We start from the raw sequence: 20,393 nt of genomic DNA, 5'->3' as shown, positions 1-20,393 counted from the left end.
CAATGTCAATCGTGTAACCAGTCACGCAAATAATTACGTTGCCTTATCCTCGGCACTTGATGATCCCGAAGCAGACGGTCAACATGACCGACGTCGCGAAGCGCTGTGGCGTGTCGATCGCCTCGGTGTCCCGCGCGCTGCGCGGCGAGGCGGGTGTCTCCCCCGCGACCCGCGATCGGATTCTCGAGACGGCCCGGGAGTTGGCCTACGTCGTCTCACCGGAGGCGTCGCGCCTGTCTGGCGGAACCACCGGCCGCGTCGGGGTCGTCGTACCCCGCATCGACGCGTGGTTCTATTCGACGGTTCTGGCAGGCATTGCCGACGAATTCGACACCGTCGGCATGGATCTGGTGTTGTGCACGCTTCCCGACGCCGCGACACGACACCGCTTCTTCGAGGCACTTCCCTTGCGCCGCAAGGTTGATGCGGTCGTGGTCATCTCGCTTCCACTGTCAGCACGCGAGCGCACCCGCCTCGACCAGCTCGGCGTGCCCAGCGTCTTCGTCGGTGGACATCGCACCGACGGCGACCGATCGTGGGTCGGGATCGACGACGAGCAGGCCGCGCGACAGGCCGTCGGCCATCTGCTGCGCATAGGTCACCGCGACATCGCCATGATCCAGGCTGCCGACGACACCGACATCCCGTGGGCGACCGATCAGGCGCGCATCCGCGGATTTCATGATCAGGTCCGCGAAGCAGGGCTCATCGACCCAACGGTGATCACCGTGAAGTGGAGCATCGACGGCGGATCACGGGGTATGGAAACGTTGTTGAGCCGACCGCACCTGCCCACCGCGGTGTTCTGCCATTCCGACGAAATCGCGCTCGGCGCACTGCGAACGCTGCGTCGCGCCGGAATCTCTGTCCCACAGCAAATCTCGATCATCGGAGTCGACGACCATCCCTCTGCCGACCTGAATGACCTGACCACCGTCGCACAACCGGTGCGCGAGCAGGGTCAGATCGCCGCCCGGGAGGTGCTGTGCCAGCTCACCGGCGAGGCCGTCGCGACCGCACCGCCGGTCACTCCGCCATCGACAACACTGCCGACCCGTCTCGTGGTGCGCGGATCGACCGCCTCGCCGCGCTGATACCAGTACCCCACCTGCTCTGTGAGGTGTGACACACTCACAGGCGTACCGAATGTGCTGCACGTGGCCCTCATCGGAGACAGTAACTTCCTTCGACGAGGTCAAACTTCATAGACGAGGACGTGATGAAACGAAATCAGTTCGCCCGCGGGCGACGACGTCGCGCAATCGCGCTGGCCAGTGCGTCTCTGGTCGCTGCATCATTGTTGTCCGCCTGCGGCAGTGAGGGTGGCCCGCCGACGTTGACCTGGTACATCCTTCCCGACAACGGAGGCTCTGTCGCACGCGCCGAACAGTGCGCGGAGGCATCGAACGGCGCCTACCAGGTTCGCATCGAATCCCTGCCCAGCACTGCCACCGCACAGCGCGAACAGATGGTGCGCCGCCTCGCTGCCGGCGACTCGTCGATCGACCTGGTCAGCATGGACGTGGTCTTCACCGCCGAATTCGCCAATGCCGGCTTCCTGCGCCCGTACTCCGCCGAAGAAAGAAGCCGGCTGACAGCCGGGATGCTGCCCGCTCCGATCGAGACCGGGATCTGGGAGGACACGCTCTACGGCGCACCCTACAAGTCCAACGCGCAACTGCTCTGGTACCGCAAGTCGGCTGCGGCAGCGGCCGGCGTAGACCCCGCCTCGCCGACGTTCACGTGGGACGAGATGCTCAAAGCGGCTGAGTCCCAACAGAAGAAGATTGCGGTGCAGGCGCAGCGCTACGAGGGTTACACCGTGTTGATCAATGCGCTGGTGCTCTCCGGTGGCGGCGCACTGCTCGAGGACGTCGAGGCGGGCCGCAACGCCAAGCCGTCGCTGGCGACCCCGCCCGGGGAGAAAGCCGCCGAGATCGTGGGCACCCTGGGCCGATCCAGTGCCGCGCCCACCGACATGTCGAACGCCTCGGAGGAACAGGCACGCGCCAACTTCCAATCCGACCAGGGCATGTTCATGGTCAACTGGCCCTATGTGCTCGCGGCGGCCCGCAGCGCCGCCGAAGAGGGCAGCCTGGCACAGGCAGTGGTCGACGACATCGGCTGGGCCCGGTACCCGCGGGTGTCACCCGACCTTCCCAGCGCTCCACCGCTCGGGGGGGCCAACCTCGGGATCGGCGCGTACACCAAGCATCCCGACCTCGCCGTCGCACTGGTCGAGTGCATCAACGCCGAACCGAAGGCCACGCAGTACATGCTCGACGAGAGCGAGCCGTCGCCGTATGCGGCGTCCTATGACAACGCCGAGATCCGGGAGACGTACGAGAACGCCGACCTGATCCGGGAGTCCATCGCCGACGGCGGTCCCCGCCCGCCGACGCCCTTCTACACCGACATTTCGGGCGCGATCCAGCAGACGTGGCATCCGCCCGCTTCGGTGAACGCCGAAACTCCGGAAAGGACAGATCAATTCATGGCTGACGTGCTGGCGGGGAGGCGGCTGCTGTGACCGCAATTGACGAAGCCCCTATCCAGAAGGATCCCGCCAAACCTTCGGTGAGCGAGCGCGTCAAAGGCGAACGCAGGCTCGGGCTCTACCTGACCCTGCCGTCGTACGCGGTGATGCTTCTCGTGACCGCCTACCCGCTCGGCTACGCATTGGTGTTGTCGCTGTACAACTTCCGGCTCACCGATCCGGAAGGTCGCAGTTTCGTCGGCCTGAGTAACTACCTCGTGGTCCTCAGCGATCCGATCTGGTGGAACGACTTTCTCACCACGTTGGCGATCACCGTCGTGACGGTCGCGATCGAGTTGGTTCTCGGGTTCTGGTTCGCGTTCGTGATGTTGCGCATCATCCGTGGCCGCGGCCCGCTGCGCACGGCGATCCTGATCCCCTACGGCATCGTCACCGTCGTCTCGGCGTTCATCTTCCGCTACGCCTTCGCGACCGACTCCGGGTTCGTCAACCAGTGGCTCGGTCTGTCCGAGTTCGACTGGTTCGGCGACCAGTGGTCGGCGATCTTCGTCATCTGCCTGTCCGAGATCTGGAAGACCACACCGTTCATCTCGCTGCTGCTGTTGGCGGGTCTCGTGCAGGTGCCCGAGGACATGCAGGAAGCCGCGAAGGTCGACGGCGCCACCGCGTGGCAGCGGCTGTGGAAGATCACGCTTCCGAACATGAAGGCCGCCATCATGGTGGCCCTGCTGTTCCGCACACTCGACGCCTGGCGCATCTTCGACAACCCGTATGTGATGACCGCGGGTGCGAACAACACCGAGACGATCTCGTTCCTGGCTTATCGACAGAACGTGACGCTGGTGAATCTCGGTATGGGGTCGGCGGTCTCGGTGCTGCTGTTCCTGTCCGTTGTCGCCATCGCATGGGTGTTCATCAAGATCTTCAAAACCGACCTCTCGCAAGTCAGGGGTGACCAGTGACCAAGGGCAGCAAGTGGTGGACGATCGCCGGCATCGTCATCGTGATCTACAGCTTCGTGCCGATGCTGTGGATGATCAGCCTGGCGTTCAAACCGCCGTCCGACATCGTCTCGGGCAAGCCGTCGTTCCTGCCGAGCACGTTCACGCTCGACAACTTCAGCGTCATCTTCAGCAACCCGCTGTTCACCCGGGCGCTGATCAATTCGATCGGCATCGCGATCATCGCCACGGTCATCTCGGTGGTGATCGCGATGTTCGCGGCGTATGCCATTGCGCGACTGGAGTTCCGGGGCAAGAAGCTCCTGCTGTCGCTCGCGCTGGGCATCGCGATGTTCCCGCAGGCCGCACTGGTGGGCCCGTTGTTCGACATGTGGCGGGGGTTGGGGATCTACGACACGTGGATCGGCCTGATCATCCCCTACCTGACCTTCGCGCTGCCGCTGTCGATCTGGACGATGTCGGCGTTCTTCCGCCAGATCCCCTGGGAAATGGAGCATGCCGCGCAGGTCGACGGTGCCACCCAGTGGCAGGCGTTCCGCAAGGTGATCGTCCCACTGGCCGCACCCGGTGTGTTCACGACCGCGATCCTGACGTTCTTCTTCTGCTGGAACGACTTACTGTTCGCGATCTCGCTGACGTCCACCGACAGCGCCCGCACCGTGCCCGCGGCGCTTGCGTTCTTCCAGGGCGCCTCCTATTTCGAGTCCCCTGTCCCCTACATCATGGCCGCGTCGGTGATCGTGACGATCCCCGTCGTGATCTTGGTCCTCATCTTCCAGCGGCGCATCGTCGCCGGCCTGACCTCCGGAGCAGTGAAGGGATAACCCCATGGCAGCAATCACCATGAGCAACATCGTCAAGAAGTACGGCGACGGTTATCCGGCCGTCAACGACGTCAGCCTCGATATCGCCGACGGCGAGTTCGTGATCCTGGTGGGTCCGTCCGGTTGCGGGAAGTCGACGCTACTGCGGATGATCGTCGGCCTGGAGGACATCACCTCCGGCGACATGCTCATCGGCGACACACGCGTCAACGACAAGGCTCCGCGCGACCGCAACCTCGCGATGGTGTTCCAGAACTATGCGCTCTACCCGCATCTGACGGTGTTCGAGAATATCGCCTTCCCGCTTCGGTTGTCGGGCAAGCTCTCCGACGACGAGATCCGCAAGCGCGTCAACGACGCCGCCAAGACCCTCGAGCTCGGTGAGCACCTGGACCGCAAGCCGGCCAACCTGTCCGGCGGTCAGCGCCAGCGCGTCGCGATGGGACGTGCGATCGTGCGCGAGGCCGACGCGTTCCTCTTCGATGAGCCGTTGAGCAACCTCGATGCGAAGCTGCGCGGGCAGATGCGCACCGAGATCCTGCGCCTGCAGCGCAAACTCGGTGTCACGACGGTCTACGTCACCCATGACCAGACCGAGGCGATGACTCTCGGCGACCGCGTCGCGGTGCTGAAAAAGGGTGTGCTGCAACAGGTGGCGAGCCCGCGCGAGCTCTACGATCAGCCCGTCAACCTCTTCGTCGCGGGGTTCATCGGCTCTCCCCCGATGAATTTCGTTCCGGCTCGGGTCAACGGCAACGAGATCGAGCTGCCGTTCGTGACGATCCCGCTGCGCGACGAGTGGCGCGGGTCGGTCGAGGACGGCAAGATTTACATCGCCGGAATCCGGCCCGGCGCCTTTGAGGACGCCGAGTTCGTGGACAACGACAAGCGTTCGCGCGGTGTCACTTTCGATGTCGAGATCGATGTCACGGAGTGGCTGGGTAACGAGCAGTATGCCTTTGTCCCGTTCGAGGCCCCCGCCGAGATCACCGGCCATCTCGCCGATCTGGCCAACGACCTCGACAGTGAGCAGCTGCGGACGCAGATCTGTGTGGAGCTCGATCCGCTCAGCCGGGTCAGTTCGGGCGACAAGGCCACGCTGTGGCTCGATGCTGAGCGTCTGCATCTGTTCGATCCGCAGTCCGGCGACAACCTGACTCGTGCAACCGAATCGCAGGGGCGGCACGCGGCTGCCGCCGGCTAGCTGACAGCCGATGGCCGCTCCCGAATTGCGGCTGCGGGCCCCGTGCCCGGGATTGCTGGCGCTGCCGTGGGATCGGCCGCTCGCCGAGTGGTCGACGCCCGAAGTCGCGCTGCGCGACATCGCCGTGGGGCCGAGTCGGCACCTGGTGAAGTTCGTCGAGTCCGACGGCGATCTATGGGCTCTCAAGGAGTTGCCGCCCCGCATCGCCGCGCGCGAGTACGACGCCCTGAGCCGGCTCGAGGAGATGGCTCTCAACGCGGTCCGGCCCGCCGGACTGGTTTTTCAGCCCGACTTCGACACCGCCATCCTGCTGACGCGCTATTTGGTGGGATCGTGGCAGTACCGGCGACTGTTCATGCGCTTGCCGCCGGACGCGCCCAAGCATCGCGCGCGGCTCTTCGACGCGATGGCGACGCTGCTGGTGGAGTTGCACCGGCACGGCGTGTTCTGGGGCGACTGCTCGTTGGCGAACACGCTGTTCTCCCGCGACGGTCAAGTCCTGCAGGCGTTTCTGGTCGACGCCGAGACCAGTGAGGTCCACCCCGCACTGTCGGATGGGCAACGCACCCACGACATCGACATCACCGTCGAAAACGTCGCCGCCGGGCTGCTGGATCTGGCCGCCAAGCTCGAAAGACCGGAGCTGGAGCCAGGTTTCATCGAAGAGGCCATTGGAATCCGGGACCGGTATGAGGGGCTGTGGGACCTCCTGCACGCAAGGCCGACCTTCGGGTTCGCCGACCGGTACCGGGTCGAGGGCACGATTCGCAGGCTCAACGAATTGGGTTTCGCAGTCGACGAGGTGTCGCTGCAACCCGTCAGCGCGGGCGCCGACGACCTCCGGCTGCACGTGGCCGTCGGCGACCGCCGCTACCACGCGACGCAGTTGCGCAGGCTCACCGGCCTCGACGTCGGTGAGGGGCAGGCCCGGATTCTGCTGGGCGATCTCCATGCGTATCAGGGCCAGTTGTGCTGCGAGGCAGGCCATGACGTCGACGACCGGACCGCGGCGCAACTGTGGGTGATGGAGGTCGCCACCCCCACGATGCACCGGGCCCACGCCGCGGTGGGACGTGCTGGAACGCCAATCCAGGCGTATTGCGATCTCCTCGAGGTGCGGTGGCTCTTGTCGGAGCGTGCCGGTCACGACATCGGCACCGACAGGGCGCTACAGGCGTTGTCGCGCAACGTAGTACCGTCGGAATCGGCAGCTCAGCTCGCAGTCGTCGAGGTCCCGACAGAACCGTTCTCCGTGCTGTCGGATGACGACGACGAAACCTAGCGGGCAGTATCCCTTCGCCGTGCGTGTCATCTCTCAGGACATCGGTGACACTTCGGGTGGTCTTGGTTGTGACACTTCTGCGCCAAGGCTGCGGGAGTGTCTGTCAATGAACCCATCGATACAGCCTGGGAAGCGACCCCCAAGGCCGAGCCACCACGGCCCAAACTCGAACGGTCGGTCTATGACAGACCAATGCCCAACCGATACCAGTTCCCGTGCCTACAACCAACTGCAAATCTGCCGGCGAACACGTGCCTGCGAACGGTGTGCGGCATCGGCAACATCGGATTGGACTCAGTGACATACAGAGTCGACGCACAGCGCGCCTTCCAGCAGGTGCTAATGATCACTGACGTCGACAAGGTCATCATCACCGACCTCGACGGCGAAGTCCTCGCAGAACGCACCCGACCCGCACCCGGTGTCAGATACGTCGGCAACGGCCGACCCCGCGGCCCACGCCCCAATCCGTCACCGAAGTCCTGACTCATCAACTGTCACCGATCTCCTGATGCAGAACCGTCACCGATGTCCTGATACATCACAGCTCCGGCTAGCGAAACTTGTCGGTGGTCGAATGTATGTTCGAAGAATGTCGACCGGGGAGCTGCAGGCCAAAGTTGCCGCGCTGCACTCTGCATACGCCGACGTGGCGGCTTGCGAAGTCGATCTGTTGACTCGGCACGAACTGGTCTCTGCCCTCGATGAACTCGAGGTTCTCGGCTGCCAGTTGCCGTCGGTGAGTCACCGACTGCTGGCGCGGCTGCAGGTGGAGTCGACCCCGCAGCAGATGGGCGCCAAAACGTGGAAAGAGGTGCTGTCGGTGCGATGGCGCATCTCCACCTCCGAGGCCCACCGCCGCCTATCTGAGGCGTCGGTGTTGGCGCCGCGCCAACCGATCACCGGGCCCGCCCTGCCGCCGGTGCTGCATGCGACCGCGGTCGCCGCGGCCCAAGGGTTGATCAACGCTGAACACGTCACCGTGATCCGCAAAGCGGTGGCCAAGTTGCCGGGTTTCGTCGACACGGTCACCCGGGAGCAGTTCGAAGTCACACTCGTGCGGGCTGCGGTCGGCAACGGACCCAAAGAGGTCAAAGAGTCCGCGGAGTTGATGCTGTTCCTGCTCGATCAGGACGGCCCTGCACCCGACGACACCGAGCGTGGCCGTCGGCGAGGCGTCACGATGGGCACGCAGAAGCCTGACGGCACGACGGATCTGACCGCGACGTTGACCCCGGAACTGCGAGCAATGGTAGAAGTGCTGTTCGCCAAGTACGCCGCCCCCGGGATGTGTAACCCCGACGATCCCGAACCGTGTACCTCGGGCACACCGACACAAGAACAGATCGACAACGATCACCGCACCCTGTTCCAGCGCCAGCACGACGCCTTGACCGCGGTCCTGCGGATCGCCCTGATGAGTGGCGGGCTCGGCCAACTCAACGGGCTGCCGGTCACCGTCATCATCCGAACCACGCTGCAGGATCTGGAATCCCGCGCCGGGGTCGGGGTCACCGGGGGTGGCACGAAGCTGCCGATCGCCGAAGTAGTGCGCATGGCCGGCCACTCGAACTGTCAGCTCGCCGTGTTCGACAAAGCCACCGGCTCCGCCCTGGAGTTGTTCCGGGCCCGACGGGTGGCGTCGCCGGCGCAGCGGATCATGCTGATCGCGCGCGACGGGGGCTGCACCAAACCTGGCTGCACGATCGGCGCCTACGGCTCCCAAGCCCATCATGTGGTGACCGACTGGATCAAAGGCGGGAACACCAACGTCGACGAACTCGGTTTGGCCTGCGGCGCCGACAACCGCAGCGTCACCGACGGCGGCTGGACCACCACCATGAACGACCAACATGAGGTCGAATGGATCCCACCCGAACCCTTGGACACCGGACAGAACCGGATCAACAACTACCATGTACCCGAACGGCTCCTACGCCCCGAAGACACTGAACCCGAGCCTGATTCGGCGGTGGTGAAGGACACCGACGCAGACGCACACCCCGACAACGACCCCGAAACTGAGGGCCTATCCGCCAGTGACGACCCCGGCGAACCAGGCGGCCCCGCACCACCCGACGGACAAGTGGCGTGACGCCGCTGATTTTGTGCCCGTGGGCGCCGCTGCGCATAAACCACGAAAGAGCTTGCTCTGTGCGGCAATCGGCTCGCTCTGCTGTGGCGACTTCCGCTTAGCGAGCGACCGCGCGCAGCGCCTCGTCGCGGGTCAGACACAACGTCATCTCTGAATCGAGACCGACGAGCGTCAGCGGCCGCCGGGTCGCGTTGCCTTCGGCGACCACCGCGAAGCCGATGTCCTTGCCGGCGTCCTCTTTCGCCTTGATCAGGATGGACATGCCGACCGAGGCCAGAAAGGTCACCCCGGTGAGGTCGATGACGAGCGCAGAAGGCGAATTCGCCAGCGCCTCGTCGACGGCCGAACTGACCTCGGGCGCCGTAGCGGCGTCCACCACATCGAACAACGCGAGCACGACGACACCGTCGACGAGGTCCTTGTGCACCGTCACCTCGCTGCGCGCGGGCGGGAACGCGGATTTGTCGATCTCGTCAGCCATCTTCGTGCCTCACTACCGGTCAGGAATCGCACTTCTCTGCCATCATCTCAGCACACTCTGCGGCCGCACGGTTTCAGAGACGACATGACCGGTAACCCGTGTGGCACGACAAATCACGACACAGAATTACGCCGTCAAACCGGCAGTGGGGTAGGTCATGGTCACGGCGTTGACTGTCACAGTCAGCACGCTGGCGCTCGCAGGGTGCCTTCGGATTCAGGTGGAACACGAACGCCGAAAGCGCGCGACGACCGAACCCGTGTTCCCGGACTGACTTTCACAGTTGGGCCCAGACGGATTTCGTCTTGAGATAGCCCTCGAGCCCTTCCTGACCGAACTCGTGTCCCCAGCCCGACTGCTTGTAGCCGCCGAAGGGCACTGCATGGTCGAAGACCAACTGGCAGTTGATCGTTACGGTGCCGGCCTGCAGCCGCTTGGCCATCCGATGGGCACGGCTGAGGGTCTCGGTGTAGGCGCTGGCCGCCAACCCGTAGGTGGTGTCGTTGGCCATCGCAACGGCTTCGTCCTCGTCGTCGAACGGCAGGACCGCGACGACTGGCCCGAAGATCTCCTGTTGATACAGCCGCATGTCGCGGGTGACGTTGGTCAGAACCGTGGGGTGCACGAAGTAGCCCTTGCGGTCGAGTCGATGCCCGCCCGCGACCACCTCGACACCGTCGGACTTCCCCTCGTCGATGAACCCTAGGACGCGGGTGAGTTGCTTGGCGCTGATCAGGGGCCCGCTGAAGATGTTCTCCTCATTGGGTCCGCCGAGTGGCAGGTTGTTGGCGAGATTGGCCAGACCGTCGACCACCTTGTCGTACACGCCGCGCTGCACGAAGACGCGTGAACCGCACACGCAGCCCTGACCGGAGTGCACGAAGATGCCCAGCGCGGCGCGGAAGATCGCGTTGTCCACGTCCGCGTCGTCGAAGATCAGCACCGGCGATTTGCCGCCGAGTTCGAGCATGACCTTCTTCAGATTGCCTGCCGATGCGCGCACGATCTCTTTGCCGATCTCGGTCGAACCCGTGAAAGCGACCTTCTCGACGTCGGGATGGGCGGTGATGGCCGCACCTGCGGTGTGTCCGTAGCCGGTGAGCAGGTTGACAACCCCCTCCGGGACGCCGGCCTTGTGGATCAACCGGGTCAACAGGACTGCCGAGAGCGGTGTCTCCTCAGCGGGTTTGACCACCATGGAGCAGCCGGCCGCGAGCGCGGGAGCGAGCTTGGCGCAGGCGTTGAAGATCGGGCCGTTCCACGGGAAGATCAGCCCGACAACGCTGTACGGCTCCTTGAGCGTGTACGTGTGCATGTCGACCCAGTTGTCCGAGGCGATGCCCGCCGTCTTCACGTCGAAGGCACTGCCGCTGATCTTCGAACACCAGCCGGCGTAGTAGCGGAAGAACTCCGCACAGTTGGGCAGGCCGAGTTGGGCGTGCAGCAGCGGCATTCCGGTGTTCAACGAGTCGAGCTGAGCGATCTCGTCGGCGTGTTCATCGATCAGATCGGCGATCTTCCACATGATCTTGGCGCGGTCCCGCCCGGGCAGTTCGGACCACACTCCTGCTTCGAACGCAGCTTTGGCCCGGGCGACAGCCTCGTCGACCGCCGCTTCGCCGCAGTCGGTGAACTCGGTGATCTTCTCTTCGGTCACGGGGTTGATGACCGCGATCACCTCGCCCGTCCCGGGCCGCTTCTGGAGATCGTCCAATACCGACTGCACTGTCATGTCCTTGACCCTTTCTCGGCACAGGCGCACCCTGCAACGGAATGCTGAGCACTTGCTTAGCATCGCGAACGCCGCAGGGTCAAGGGCAGGTCATCTTCTGCCGCAGTCCCCGCTTATACGGATCCATTCGCCACGTCCTGCACTGAACGTGGTTTGATTAGAGCCATGCATCCGCATATGCGGATACGTCATTCGAAGGAGTCGCGCGTGCCCGCCATCCGGATCAGGGACGCCGCAATCCTGCTCGGCGTCAGCGACGACACCGTTCGGCGCTGGATCGACAGTGGCAGCCTCCCCGCCTCCAAAGACGAGTCCGGCCGCAAAGTGATCGACGGCAAGGCGCTCGCCGAGTACGCCCGCAACCATGCGACACCTCCGCCCGATCCACTCGGCGGCGGCAGTTCGGCCCGCAACCGGCTCGTCGGCCTCGTCACGAAGGTAACCGCCGACAAGGTGATGAGCGAAGTCCAGATGCAGTGCGGCCCGTTCACCGTCGTCTCGCTGATGAGCACCGAATCGGCCCGTCAACTGGGCCTCGAGCCGGGCGTCGTCGCAGTCGCGGTGGTCAAGGCGACAACCGTCATCATCGAAACCCCAGGAGGAACATCGTGAAAAAGGTGTCGGCCTACGCTGCCGCAGCCCTGAGTATCGCAGCGCTGGTTGCGGGTTGCTCATCGTCCCAGACAGATTCGGGCGCAACGTCGAGTAGCGCCGCGGCCTCGGCGACCTCTGAGGCGATCACCGGGGACGTGACGGTGTTCGCCGCCGCGTCGCTGAAATCGACGTTCACCGAGATCGGCGCCCAGTTCGAGAAGGACAATCCCGGAACGACGGTGACGTTCAACTTCGCGGGGTCCTCCGATCTCGTCGCACAGCTCTCCCAGGGTGCGCCTGCCGATGTGTTCGCCTCCGCCGACACCAACAACATGACGAAGGCCGTCGACGGCGGGCTGGTGTCGGGCGAGCCGGTCGACTTCGCCACCAACACCCTGACCATCGTCACTCCGCCCGGAAACCCCAAGGGCATAGCGTCTTTCGCCGATCTGGCCAAACCCGACGTCGCGCTGGTCGTCTGCGCACCCCAGGTTCCGTGCGGCTCGGCCACCGAAAAGGTGGAGAAGGCAACGGGTGTGGCGTTGACCCCGGTGAGCGAGGAGTCCGCCGTCACCGACGTACTGGGCAAGATCACCTCGGGTCAGGCCGACGCCGGACTCGTGTACGTCACCGATGCCTCCGGCGCAGGTGACAAAGTCACCGCGATCCCCTTCCCCGAATCCGCCGATGCGGTCAACACCTATCCGATCGCCGCGCTCAACGAGGCAGGCAATCCTGCGGCCGCCGAGAAGTTCATCGAACTCGTGACCGGTCCTCGCGGCCAGGAGGTGCTGTCGGCGGCGGGCTTCGCCACACCGTGACGGCTTCGCGTGGACGCGGCGGGCGGGTCCAGGTCGGACTTCCGGTCTGGATCTACCTGCCTGCCGCGCTCGGCGCATTGTTCGTCATCACACCCCTGATCGCGATCCTGCTGCGGATCGACTGGCCCCACTTCATCCCTCTCATCACGTCGGAATCCTCGCGTGCCGCACTGCTTCTGAGCCTGAAGACGGCGGCGGCCAGCACCGCGGTGTGCGTGGCGCTCGGGGTGCCGATGGCACTGGTGCTGGCTCGGGGACGCTTCCCCGGCCAATCGGTGTTGCGCGCGCTCGTCCTTCTCCCGCTGGTACTTCCGCCGGTTGTCGGCGGAATCGCGCTGCTGTACACATTCGGCAGGCAGGGACTTCTGGGGCACCACCTCGAGGTCGCGGGGATCCGCATCGCGTTCTCCACCGCCGCGGTGGTGCTGGCGCAATCCTTTGTGTCGCTTCCCTTCCTAGTCGTCAGCCTCGAAGGCGCCCTGCGGTCGGCGGGTGCGGGGTACGAGCACGTCGCCGCGACGCTCGGCGCCAAACCGACCACGGTGCTGCGAACCGTGACCCTGCCACTGGTGCTGCCCGGTCTGATCTCGGGCGCGGTGCTGGCCTTCGCGCGATCGCTCGGTGAGTTCGGCGCGACGCTGACGTTCGCCGGCTCGCTACAGGGTGTCACCCGGACGCTGCCGCTGGAGATCTATCTGCAACGAGAAACCGACGCCGATGCCGCGGTCGCGCTGTCGTTGTTGCTCATCGTCGTCGCCGCACTGATCGTCGTCGCATCGGCCGGCCGGCGCCTGTCAGGACCGCTGTGAGCGGCGTGCGCGTTCAGGCGCGTCTCGACGAACGCGCGGTCGACTTCGACGTCACTGTCGACGACGGCGAGGTGCTGGCCGTTCTCGGCCCCAACGGCGTCGGCAAGTCCACCCTGCTGCTGCTGATCGCGGGCCTGCTGCGCCCCGACGAGGGCCGCGTCGAACTGGGTGGCAGCGTCGTGACCGACACCGCCACCGGAACATTCGTGCCGGCTCATGCTCGCGGGGTGGCGATGCTGAGCCAGCAGGCCATGCTGTTCCCCCATCTGGCCGTCGCCGCCAATGTCGCGTATGCACCTCGGTGCAAAGGGCAGTCCCGCAGTCAATCTCGCGCCACCGCGCAGCGGTGGCTGGAAGCTGTCGATGCCGCGCACCTCGCCGACCGCAAACCCGCGCAGCTCTCGGGCGGGCAGGCACAGCGGGTCGCCGTCGCCCGCGCGCTGGCGGCCGAGCCGCGGGTGCTGCTGCTCGACGAGCCGATGGCCGCGCTCGACGTCACCGCCGCGCCGGCGCTGAGGCGGTTGCTGCGCGACATCCTGCGCGAACAAGGGCGGACGGCGATCATCGTCACCCACGACCTGCTCGACGCGCTGTCCATCGCCGACAAGGTGATCGTCATCGAAAGCGGCCGGGTGGTCGAAAGCGGACCGGCCCGTGCGGTGCTGACGGCGCCCCGTAGCGCTTTCGCAGCTCGTATCGCGGGCATCAACCTCATCCCCGGCACGGTGACCGCGCCCGGCGTGCTCCGAACTGACTGGGGCACCGAGGTTTACGGTACGGGCGAGCTTGCGGTGGGAACAGCGGCCGTTGCGTTGTTCCAGCCACGGGCAGTGGCCGTTCATCTCGAGGCGCCACATGGCAGTCCGCGCAACGTTATCGCGGTGACCCTCGGCGAGGTGGACGTGCACGGCGCCGCCGTGCGGGTTCGCGGCGTCGATCAGCCCGACGGTGGGACCGGCCTGGCGGCCGACATCACCGCGGCGGCCGTCGCAGACCTCAACCTCGAGCCCGGACGCCCAGTGCACTTCGTCGTCAAAGCCCAGGAGGTCGAGCTGCATCCGGCGCTAACGTCCTAGTCGCCGCTACGGCCGGTCGTCGTCTCACGCCCGAGAGTGCGCTCAGATCGTGAATATGCCCGTAGGGGCGCTCTGCACGCACTCTCGGCGCAAGATCGTCAATTCGTCCTCAGGATGCTGGTTTGGGTAAATTGCTGGCGGAAGAAGTGGTGGTCAGTGAGGCGGTGAGCGTTGTCGGTCGGGTTGAGCGGATCGGAGAAATCAGCCGACAGCGCACGCCGCAACGATCTTGATGGCCTTCGTGGTCTGGCGATCGCCCTGGTCGCGGCGTTCCATATCTGGTTCGGTCGGGTGTCGGGCGGCGTCGACGTCTTCCTCGTGCTGTCCGGCTATTTCTTCGGCGCGATGGTGCTCAACCGCGCGCTGACTCCCGGCGCCTCCCTGTCTCCCCTGCCGCTGGTGCGCCGGCTCGTCCGGCGCCTGCTTCCCGCCATGGTCGTCGTTCTCGGAGCCGCGGCGCTGTTGACCGTCACGCTGCAGCCCGAGACTCGGTGGGAGTCGTTCGCGGATCAGAGCCTGGCCAGCCTCGGGTATCACCAGAACTGGTACCTGTCGGGTGCCGCCTCCGATTACACCCGCGCCGGGGAAGCGGTCAGCCCGCTGCAGCACCTGTGGTCGATGTCGGTCCAGGGCCAGTTCTACATCGCACTGCTGCTCGTCGTCACGGTGCTGGCGGCCGCGCTGCGCCCGATCCTGGGTCCCCGGCTGAAGGTCGTGCTCGGCGTGGTGATCGGCGCGCTGACCGTCGCGTCGTTCTGGTATGCGATCGTCGCCCACGGACACGACCAGGCAGCGGCGTACTACGACAGCTTCGCCCGTGCCTGGGAACTCCTCGCGGGCGTCATCGCGGCGTTGCTGTTCGCACGCCTTCGCATGCCGATGTGGTTGCGCTCGGCCGTCGCGGCGATCGGGGTCGTGGCAATCCTGACCTGCGGTGCGCTGATCGACGGTGCCCAGCTGTTTCCCGGTCCGTGGGCGCTGGTGCCGGTCGGCGCAACGCTTCTCGTCATCGCGGCCGGCGCCGGTCGGCCCGCCGCGGTCGCTGCGCCGTTGCGGCTGCTGGGGACGCGCCCGCTGGTGATGCTCGGCGCGCTCGCCTACGGCCTGTATCTCTGGCATTGGCCGCTGCTGATCTTCTGGCTGGTGCACACCGGCCGACCGCGGGTGGGCCTCCTCGACGGCCTCGGTGTGCTCGCCGTCTCGATGGTGCTGGCGTATGCCACCTACCGCCTGGTCGAGAACCCGCTCCGCCGTGCCCCGGCGGGCACCGCATCACCTCGCCGGGCCATGCAGGTCTGGGGTCATGTGCGCCGGCCGACCTTCGCTCTCGGGACAGCGGTGGCGCTGCTGGCGGTGGCGCTGACGGTGACGTCCTTCAGCTGGCGCGAACATGTCCTGCTGCAGCGCGCCAAGGGCCATGAACTCCTTCTCCTGCCTGTCCGCGACTATCCCGGTGCGCGCGCTCTGACCAACAGCGTCCGGGTCCCCGAACTCCCGATGCGACCGTCGGTGCTCGAGGCTCGCGACGACATCCCGGCAACCACGAAGGACGGGTGCATCAGCGACTTCGTCACCGCGGAGCTGATTAATTGCGTCTACGGCGACCCGAACGCAGTGCGCACCATCGCCTTGGCGGGCGGTTCGCACGCCGAGCACTGGATCACCGCCCTCGACATCGTGGGCAAGGCGCACGGGTTCCGCGTGGTCACCTACCTCAAGATGGGATGTCCGCTGACCACGGAGCAGGTGCCGACGATCGCACTGTCCGACAATCCGTATCCGCAGTGCCATGAATGGAACCAGGAGGCAATGGCCAAGCTGGTTGCCGACCGCCCTGATTACGTGTTCACGACGACGACGCGGCCGAACCACGACGCCCCCGGCGACATGGTTCCCGAAAGCTACCTCGGAGTCTGGGACACGCTGTCCAGCAACGGAATCAGCGTACTCGGGATGCGGGACACCCCGTGGCTGGTCCACGACGGGTGGCTGACCGATCCGGCCGACTGCCTGTCGCGTGGCGGCACCGCAGTCAGCTGCGGCGTCGAACGTTCATGGGCGCTGTCCGACACCAACCCGACGCTGGACCTCGTCGCCCACTATCCGACGCTGCGTCCCCTCGACCTCACCGACGCCGTTTGTGGTAGGACCGATTGCCGTGTCATGGAAGGCAATATCCTCGTCTACCACGACTCGCACCACCTGTCGGCCACTTACATGCGCACGCTGGCCGACGAACTCGGACGCCAGATCGCGGCCGCGACGGGCTGGTGGTGATCGCGCGGGTGCGCGTCACCAACGGCCGTGGTGGACGACCTCGTCGAAGGGCCTGCGGTCCAGTTTTGTTATCGGCTTGAGCGGTCCGTCCTCCGGATAGCCGACGCCGAGCATGAAGGCGACGAAATGGTCCTCGGGGACGCCGAGGATCGCTCGGGCCTTGTCCTGGTCGCCGACCGAGGAGTGCGCGGTACCGATCCCCAGATCAGCCGCCGCGATGGCGATCGCCATCGTCGCCTGACCGAGGTCGTACCGGTCGACCAGCGCGCGCTGATCGTCTTCGGGCACCGGAGCGACGATCACGATGGCCGCGGGCGCCGCAGCGATGTGCTTGGCACCGGCCCACACCGTCGAAAGTTCTTGCAGCTGGCCAGGATCAGTGACGACGACGAAGTCCCACGGCTGCCGATTCCTGGCTGATGGCGCCCGCCAGCCGGCCTCGAGGATGCGCTGCATCTCCGCTTCGGCAATGGGCTCCGGTTTGTAGGTCCGGATGTTCTTCCTGGACCGCATCGCGTCCCACGTCTCCACAATTACTCCAATCGTCTAGAGGTCGAGCACGAGTCGCGGTGTGCGTGACCGCGACACGCAGATCATCATGCAGTCGTTCGCCTGCCGCTGCTCCGCGCTGAGGACCGAATCCCGATGGTCGGGCTCGCCTTCGAGCACCGGGGTCTCGCAACTGCCGCACGTCCCCTCGCCGCACGAGTACAGCGGGTCGACGCCGGCCTCTTCGACGACGTCGAGGATCGAGCGGTCGGGCGGAATCGTCAACGTCAGCTGGCTGGCGGTGAGCACCACGTCGAACGAGTCCGAGCGGGCGGGCTCGGTGAGCGGTTTGGCATTGAAGCGTTCCACGTGCAGGGATCCCGATGGCCATGCCGCACACCGCTGCTCGACGGCGGTGAGCAACGGCTCGGGTCCGCAGCAGTACACCAACGTGTCCGGCCGCGGCGAGCCGAGCAGCGAGTCCAGGTCCAGCATTCCGGTCTCGTCATGCGGGTGCAGCGAGACGCGGTCGCCGTATCCGGCGAGCTCGTCAACGAAAGCCATCGATGCGCGACGGCGTCCGCCGTACACCAGGTTCCAGTTCGCGCCCGCAGCGTGCGCGGCGGCGATCATCGGCAGAATCGGGGTGACTCCGATGCCGCCGGCGATGAACAGGTAGTGCGGAGCATCGACGAGCGGAAAGTTGTTGCGGGGTCCGCGGATCCGGATGACGTCCCCGGCCCGCAGCGTGTCGTGGACGAACAGTGAGCTGCCACGTCCTTCGGGGTCCCGCAGGACGCCCAGCCGCCATGTGTCGTGGTCGGAGGGGTCCCCGCACAGCGAGTACTGCCGCGTCGGCACGTCACCGAGGATCAGATCGACGTGGGAGCCCGGTGTCCAGCGCGGGAACGGCTTCCCGTCGGCCCTGGTCAACGTCAGAGCCGCCACGCCGTCAGAGGCCGCGACCTTGTCGGCCACCCGTACGTCGACCTCGAACTCACCGCCGGACAGTGTCACCGAAGTCGAACCGTGTGACACGGTTTCGAGGTGGCCCGTCACGCGGGTGTCTCGGGGATTCCGGTGTTGAACACCGTCATCAGTTGTGCCAGCGTGCGGTAGTACCCTACGAGCGTCGTCAGTTCGATGATCGACTCGATCCCGAGGGTGTCGGCGTACCGCGCGTAGTCGGCATCCGAAACTGCACCGTCTCCCAGCAGTGTCACGCACAGATCGGCGGCGGCCTGCTCGATCGGGTCGGACGCATCGAACGACCCACGCGACAACTGATCCAGCTCATCGTCGCTGAAACCCATGGCTCGGGCGACACGCGAGTGTGCCCACCATTCGTAGTCCGACTTCAGTGCCGCGCCGACGAGCAGGATCCCGATCTCCCGGACCCGCGGCGTGAGGCCCGTGCGGTAGCGGATCGCGGCTCCGAGTTGCTGCAGCACGTCGCCGATTCCGGGGGCGTGCAGCATGATTCCGAACGGCCCGGTCAATGAACCGTCATCGGCGACCACCGGAAAGTGTTGGGTGCCTTTGAGTCGGTCGCCACCGGTGATGCCGTCGTAGACGACACGCTGCGACTCGGTGAGATCACCGGACCGCAGCGACTCGATCCTGGGCGTCACTGGGGGCCTTGGGGATACGGGTAAGGGATGTAGGTGTAGCGCGGCTTGCGTTCGACACGGCGGCCGAACACCAGCCAGCTCAACGCGAATCCGAGAGCTCCGCCGATCAGTGCCTGGCCGTATCGGTCTTTGATCATGGGCAGCACGAACTCCAGCGGGTTCATGCTGGCCTCGGCGGCCGGCGCCGGCGCGAAAGCAGGCGCGGCGGGAGCGGCGCCGCTGGTCGCAGTCGGCGCCGCTCCACCCACGCCGCCCGTGGGCTGTGTCAGGAGACCTGAGATGTTGTTGACGAACTGGCCGATCAACCGGTTGCTCACATCGGCGATCGCCCCGCGGCCGAACTGCGCCATCCGTCCGCTGATGTCGAGGTCGGTGTCGATCAGCACGCGGGTGCGCGTCTGGGTGACGGGCTCGAGCCGGGCATGGATCTGCGCGTTGGCTGCGGCCTGTCCCTTCGGGTCCTTGCCGGCGGCCGTGATGACCGCGCTGTATGTTGCATCGTCCTTCTGCGCGAACCGGGCGGTGCCCCGGAAGTGGGCGCCGATCGGGCCCACCTTGATCTTGACGTTGCCGAGGTAGTTGTCGCCCTCGATGCCGTCGAGGGCCGCCCCTGGCATGCAGGGCATGATCCGTTCGAGATCGGTGAGCAGATTCCAGGTCTGGTCCAGATCCGCATCGATCTCGAACTGGTTCTTCAGCTGCATGGCCATTGTCGGGGCTCCCTCATCTCCTACGACGTGCGCTGGTGGGTGTCAGCCCGCGAATCCTTCGATGACCTCGTCCTCACCGCAGTCGAAGAACGCCATGATGCGGCACGGGCACGCTTCGCCGCCCTCGATCTTCCACGGGAACGCGCCGATGATGGCGCGCTGGTTCAGCACGGTCTTCAGGTCGCCGCCGACGTTCTCGGCATGGATGCAGCCGTCCTGGAATGCCAGGTGGTGCATCGGGAAGATGTCGGACTTGATCTCACGGCCCGACAGGTGGTGGGTGTATTCGTATTCGCCGCCGAAGAACTCGGTGTAGGTCATTCCCACATGTTCTTCGAACTTCTTCAGCAGATCGGGGCGCATGTTGCGAATCGTGGTGTTCATCGGGTGGTCGCCGGAGCCGGCATCGATTCCCCACCAACGGATTTCCATCTCGGCCATCCAGCGGGCCAGCCGCACGCTGCCGCCCGGGTGCATCGTGAAGTAGCGCACCAGATCCTGCTTCGGCATGCCCTGGTAGTAGTCGATGAAGCCGGTGTGGATGATCAGGATGTCACCCTTTTTGACCTCGACCTTGGAGGTGATGTGCTCCGGCTCGATGAGCTCCCAGTCGGTGACGACGTCGGAGACGTCGACGATCGCGCCGGGGTGGATCAGATAGTCCAGCGGGAGCGACGCCATGTCGAGGCCGCCGTCGGTGCCGTGCATCGGACCGTCGAGATGGGTGCCGGAGTGCAGCGAGGCCTCGATGCGCTGGGAGACGATCTGGTTCGTCTGGAGGTTCTGGGTGTAGTACATCTTGTTGCCCGGGTAACCCACCCAGCCCGGAGTGTGGAGGCCCCACGGGTGGGTCAGATCGACGATGCGCATGGGTTCTTCTCCGCTCCAACTAACTCAACAGTATTGAAT

At 65.5% G+C, this 20,393-nt stretch carries 20 protein-coding genes; 13 read left to right on the top strand and 7 right to left on the bottom strand.

The window, feature by feature from the left end:
• The first annotated feature begins 59 nt into the window (after positions 1–59).
• The 8 genes from P9A17_RS32390 (at position 60) to P9A17_RS32355 (ending at position 8,864) form a co-directional block, all read left to right on the top strand.
• The gene (locus P9A17_RS32390) at positions 60–1,094 is read left to right on the top strand and encodes a LacI family DNA-binding transcriptional regulator (RefSeq protein WP_278042928.1); all 1,035 of its coding nucleotides are present in this window, start codon (positions 60–62) and stop codon (positions 1,092–1,094) included.
• Between the two features lie 125 nt (positions 1,095–1,219).
• Entirely contained in the window at positions 1,220–2,530 is a 1,311-nt protein-coding gene (locus P9A17_RS32385) for an extracellular solute-binding protein (protein WP_278042907.1), read from the top strand.
• Entirely contained in the window at positions 2,527–3,459 is a 933-nt protein-coding gene (locus tag P9A17_RS32380; protein WP_278042906.1) for a sugar ABC transporter permease, read from the top strand. Before P9A17_RS32385 ends, P9A17_RS32380 begins: the two co-directional genes overlap by 4 nt.
• On the top strand, positions 3,456–4,283 hold the full coding sequence (locus P9A17_RS32375; RefSeq protein WP_278042905.1) for a carbohydrate ABC transporter permease: 828 nt from the start codon (positions 3,456–3,458) through the stop codon (positions 4,281–4,283). The genes P9A17_RS32380 and P9A17_RS32375 overlap by 4 nt, the downstream gene beginning before the upstream one ends.
• A 4-nt stretch (positions 4,284–4,287) precedes the next feature.
• Positions 4,288–5,487 (top strand): sn-glycerol-3-phosphate ABC transporter ATP-binding protein UgpC, encoded by a 1,200-nt coding sequence (gene ugpC / locus P9A17_RS32370; protein WP_278042904.1) that lies wholly within the window; start codon positions 4,288–4,290, stop codon positions 5,485–5,487.
• A gap of 10 nt (positions 5,488–5,497) precedes the next feature.
• A complete protein-coding gene (locus tag P9A17_RS32365; RefSeq protein WP_278042903.1) occupies positions 5,498–6,769 on the top strand; it encodes a DUF4032 domain-containing protein in 1,272 nt (423 codons plus the stop codon).
• A 342-nt stretch (positions 6,770–7,111) separates the two neighbouring features.
• The gene (locus P9A17_RS32360) at positions 7,112–7,255 is read left to right on the top strand and encodes a hypothetical protein (protein WP_278042901.1); all 144 of its coding nucleotides are present in this window, start codon (positions 7,112–7,114) and stop codon (positions 7,253–7,255) included.
• A gap of 91 nt (positions 7,256–7,346) precedes the next feature.
• Entirely contained in the window at positions 7,347–8,864 is a 1,518-nt protein-coding gene (locus tag P9A17_RS32355) for an HNH endonuclease signature motif containing protein (protein WP_278042900.1), read from the top strand.
• Positions 8,865–8,961: 97 nt separating this feature from the next.
• Here P9A17_RS32355 and P9A17_RS32350 read toward each other — a convergent pair whose 3' ends face one another.
• Positions 8,962–9,345: an STAS domain-containing protein gene (locus P9A17_RS32350; RefSeq protein ID WP_278042899.1), complete on the bottom strand. Its 384-nt coding sequence runs from the start codon at positions 9,343–9,345 to the stop codon at positions 8,962–8,964.
• 277 nt (positions 9,346–9,622) lie between these two features.
• Complete coding sequence (locus P9A17_RS32345; protein ID WP_278042898.1) at positions 9,623–11,077, bottom strand: aldehyde dehydrogenase family protein; 1,455 nt, start codon at positions 11,075–11,077, stop codon at positions 9,623–9,625.
• Positions 11,078–11,284: 207 nt separating this feature from the next.
• Here P9A17_RS32345 and P9A17_RS32340 point away from each other — a divergent pair, with 207 nt between their 5' ends.
• The 5 genes from P9A17_RS32340 (at position 11,285) to P9A17_RS32320 (ending at position 16,654) form a co-directional block, all read left to right on the top strand.
• The gene (locus P9A17_RS32340) at positions 11,285–11,689 is read left to right on the top strand and encodes a helix-turn-helix transcriptional regulator (protein ID WP_278042897.1); all 405 of its coding nucleotides are present in this window, start codon (positions 11,285–11,287) and stop codon (positions 11,687–11,689) included.
• The gene (modA, locus tag P9A17_RS32335) at positions 11,683–12,492 is read left to right on the top strand and encodes a molybdate ABC transporter substrate-binding protein (protein ID WP_278042927.1); all 810 of its coding nucleotides are present in this window, start codon (positions 11,683–11,685) and stop codon (positions 12,490–12,492) included. Before P9A17_RS32340 ends, modA begins: the two co-directional genes overlap by 7 nt.
• Positions 12,489–13,301, top strand: a complete 813-nt coding sequence (locus P9A17_RS32330) for an ABC transporter permease (protein WP_278042896.1) — start codon at positions 12,489–12,491, stop codon at positions 13,299–13,301. The genes modA and P9A17_RS32330 overlap by 4 nt, the downstream gene beginning before the upstream one ends.
• Entirely contained in the window at positions 13,298–14,377 is a 1,080-nt protein-coding gene (locus tag P9A17_RS32325; RefSeq protein ID WP_278042895.1) for an ATP-binding cassette domain-containing protein, read from the top strand. The genes P9A17_RS32330 and P9A17_RS32325 overlap by 4 nt, the downstream gene beginning before the upstream one ends.
• A 171-nt stretch (positions 14,378–14,548) precedes the next feature.
• Positions 14,549–16,654 (top strand): acyltransferase family protein, encoded by a 2,106-nt coding sequence (locus P9A17_RS32320; RefSeq protein ID WP_278042894.1) that lies wholly within the window; start codon positions 14,549–14,551, stop codon positions 16,652–16,654.
• Positions 16,655–16,669: 15 nt separating this feature from the next.
• On the opposite strand, the gene P9A17_RS32315 is transcribed toward P9A17_RS32320, so the two are convergent.
• The 5 genes from P9A17_RS32315 to P9A17_RS32295 all read right to left on the bottom strand — a co-directional run bounded on the left by P9A17_RS32315 (position 16,670) and on the right by P9A17_RS32295 (position 20,354).
• Positions 16,670–17,185 carry a nitroreductase family protein gene (locus P9A17_RS32315; protein ID WP_278042893.1) on the bottom strand — a complete coding sequence of 172 codons (516 nt, stop codon included), beginning with the start codon at positions 17,183–17,185 and terminating at the stop codon, positions 16,670–16,672.
• Between the two features lie 15 nt (positions 17,186–17,200).
• On the bottom strand, positions 17,201–18,091 hold the full coding sequence (locus P9A17_RS32310) for a PDR/VanB family oxidoreductase (RefSeq protein ID WP_278042926.1): 891 nt from the start codon (positions 18,089–18,091) through the stop codon (positions 17,201–17,203).
• Between the two features lie 107 nt (positions 18,092–18,198).
• Complete coding sequence (locus tag P9A17_RS32305; RefSeq protein ID WP_278042892.1) at positions 18,199–18,774, bottom strand: carboxymuconolactone decarboxylase family protein; 576 nt, start codon at positions 18,772–18,774, stop codon at positions 18,199–18,201.
• A complete protein-coding gene (locus P9A17_RS32300; protein WP_278042891.1) occupies positions 18,771–19,484 on the bottom strand; it encodes an SRPBCC family protein in 714 nt (237 codons plus the stop codon). The genes P9A17_RS32305 and P9A17_RS32300 overlap by 4 nt, the downstream gene beginning before the upstream one ends.
• A 42-nt stretch (positions 19,485–19,526) precedes the next feature.
• Positions 19,527–20,354: a cyclase family protein gene (locus P9A17_RS32295; protein ID WP_278042890.1), complete on the bottom strand. Its 828-nt coding sequence runs from the start codon at positions 20,352–20,354 to the stop codon at positions 19,527–19,529.
• Positions 20,355–20,393: the final 39 nt, after the last annotated feature.

The organism is Mycobacterium sp. 236(2023) (genome assembly GCF_029623955.1).
Lineage (GTDB): Bacteria > Actinomycetota > Actinomycetes > Mycobacteriales > Mycobacteriaceae > Mycobacterium.
The sequence above is the reverse complement of the archived record's forward strand: the minus strand, read 5'-3'. Positions and strand labels throughout refer to the sequence as shown.

Coding starts and splice junctions, on each gene's coding strand:
- P9A17_RS32355 (WP_278042900.1), top strand. CDS start 7,347: ATGTATGTTCGAAGAATGTCGACCGGGGAGCTGCAGGCCAAAGTTGCC.
- P9A17_RS32385 (WP_278042907.1), top strand. CDS start 1,220: ATGAAACGAAATCAGTTCGCCCGCGGGCGACGACGTCGCGCAATCGCG.
- P9A17_RS32295 (WP_278042890.1), bottom strand. CDS start 20,354: ATGCGCATCGTCGATCTGACCCACCCGTGGGGCCTCCACACTCCGGGC.
- ugpC (WP_278042904.1), top strand. CDS start 4,288: ATGGCAGCAATCACCATGAGCAACATCGTCAAGAAGTACGGCGACGGT.
- P9A17_RS32365 (WP_278042903.1), top strand. CDS start 5,498: ATGGCCGCTCCCGAATTGCGGCTGCGGGCCCCGTGCCCGGGATTGCTG.
- P9A17_RS32390 (WP_278042928.1), top strand. CDS start 60: ATGATCCCGAAGCAGACGGTCAACATGACCGACGTCGCGAAGCGCTGT.
- P9A17_RS32345 (WP_278042898.1), bottom strand. CDS start 11,077: ATGACAGTGCAGTCGGTATTGGACGATCTCCAGAAGCGGCCCGGGACG.
- P9A17_RS32360 (WP_278042901.1), top strand. CDS start 7,112: ATGATCACTGACGTCGACAAGGTCATCATCACCGACCTCGACGGCGAA.
- P9A17_RS32350 (WP_278042899.1), bottom strand. CDS start 9,345: ATGGCTGACGAGATCGACAAATCCGCGTTCCCGCCCGCGCGCAGCGAG.
- P9A17_RS32300 (WP_278042891.1), bottom strand. CDS start 19,484: ATGGCCATGCAGCTGAAGAACCAGTTCGAGATCGATGCGGATCTGGAC.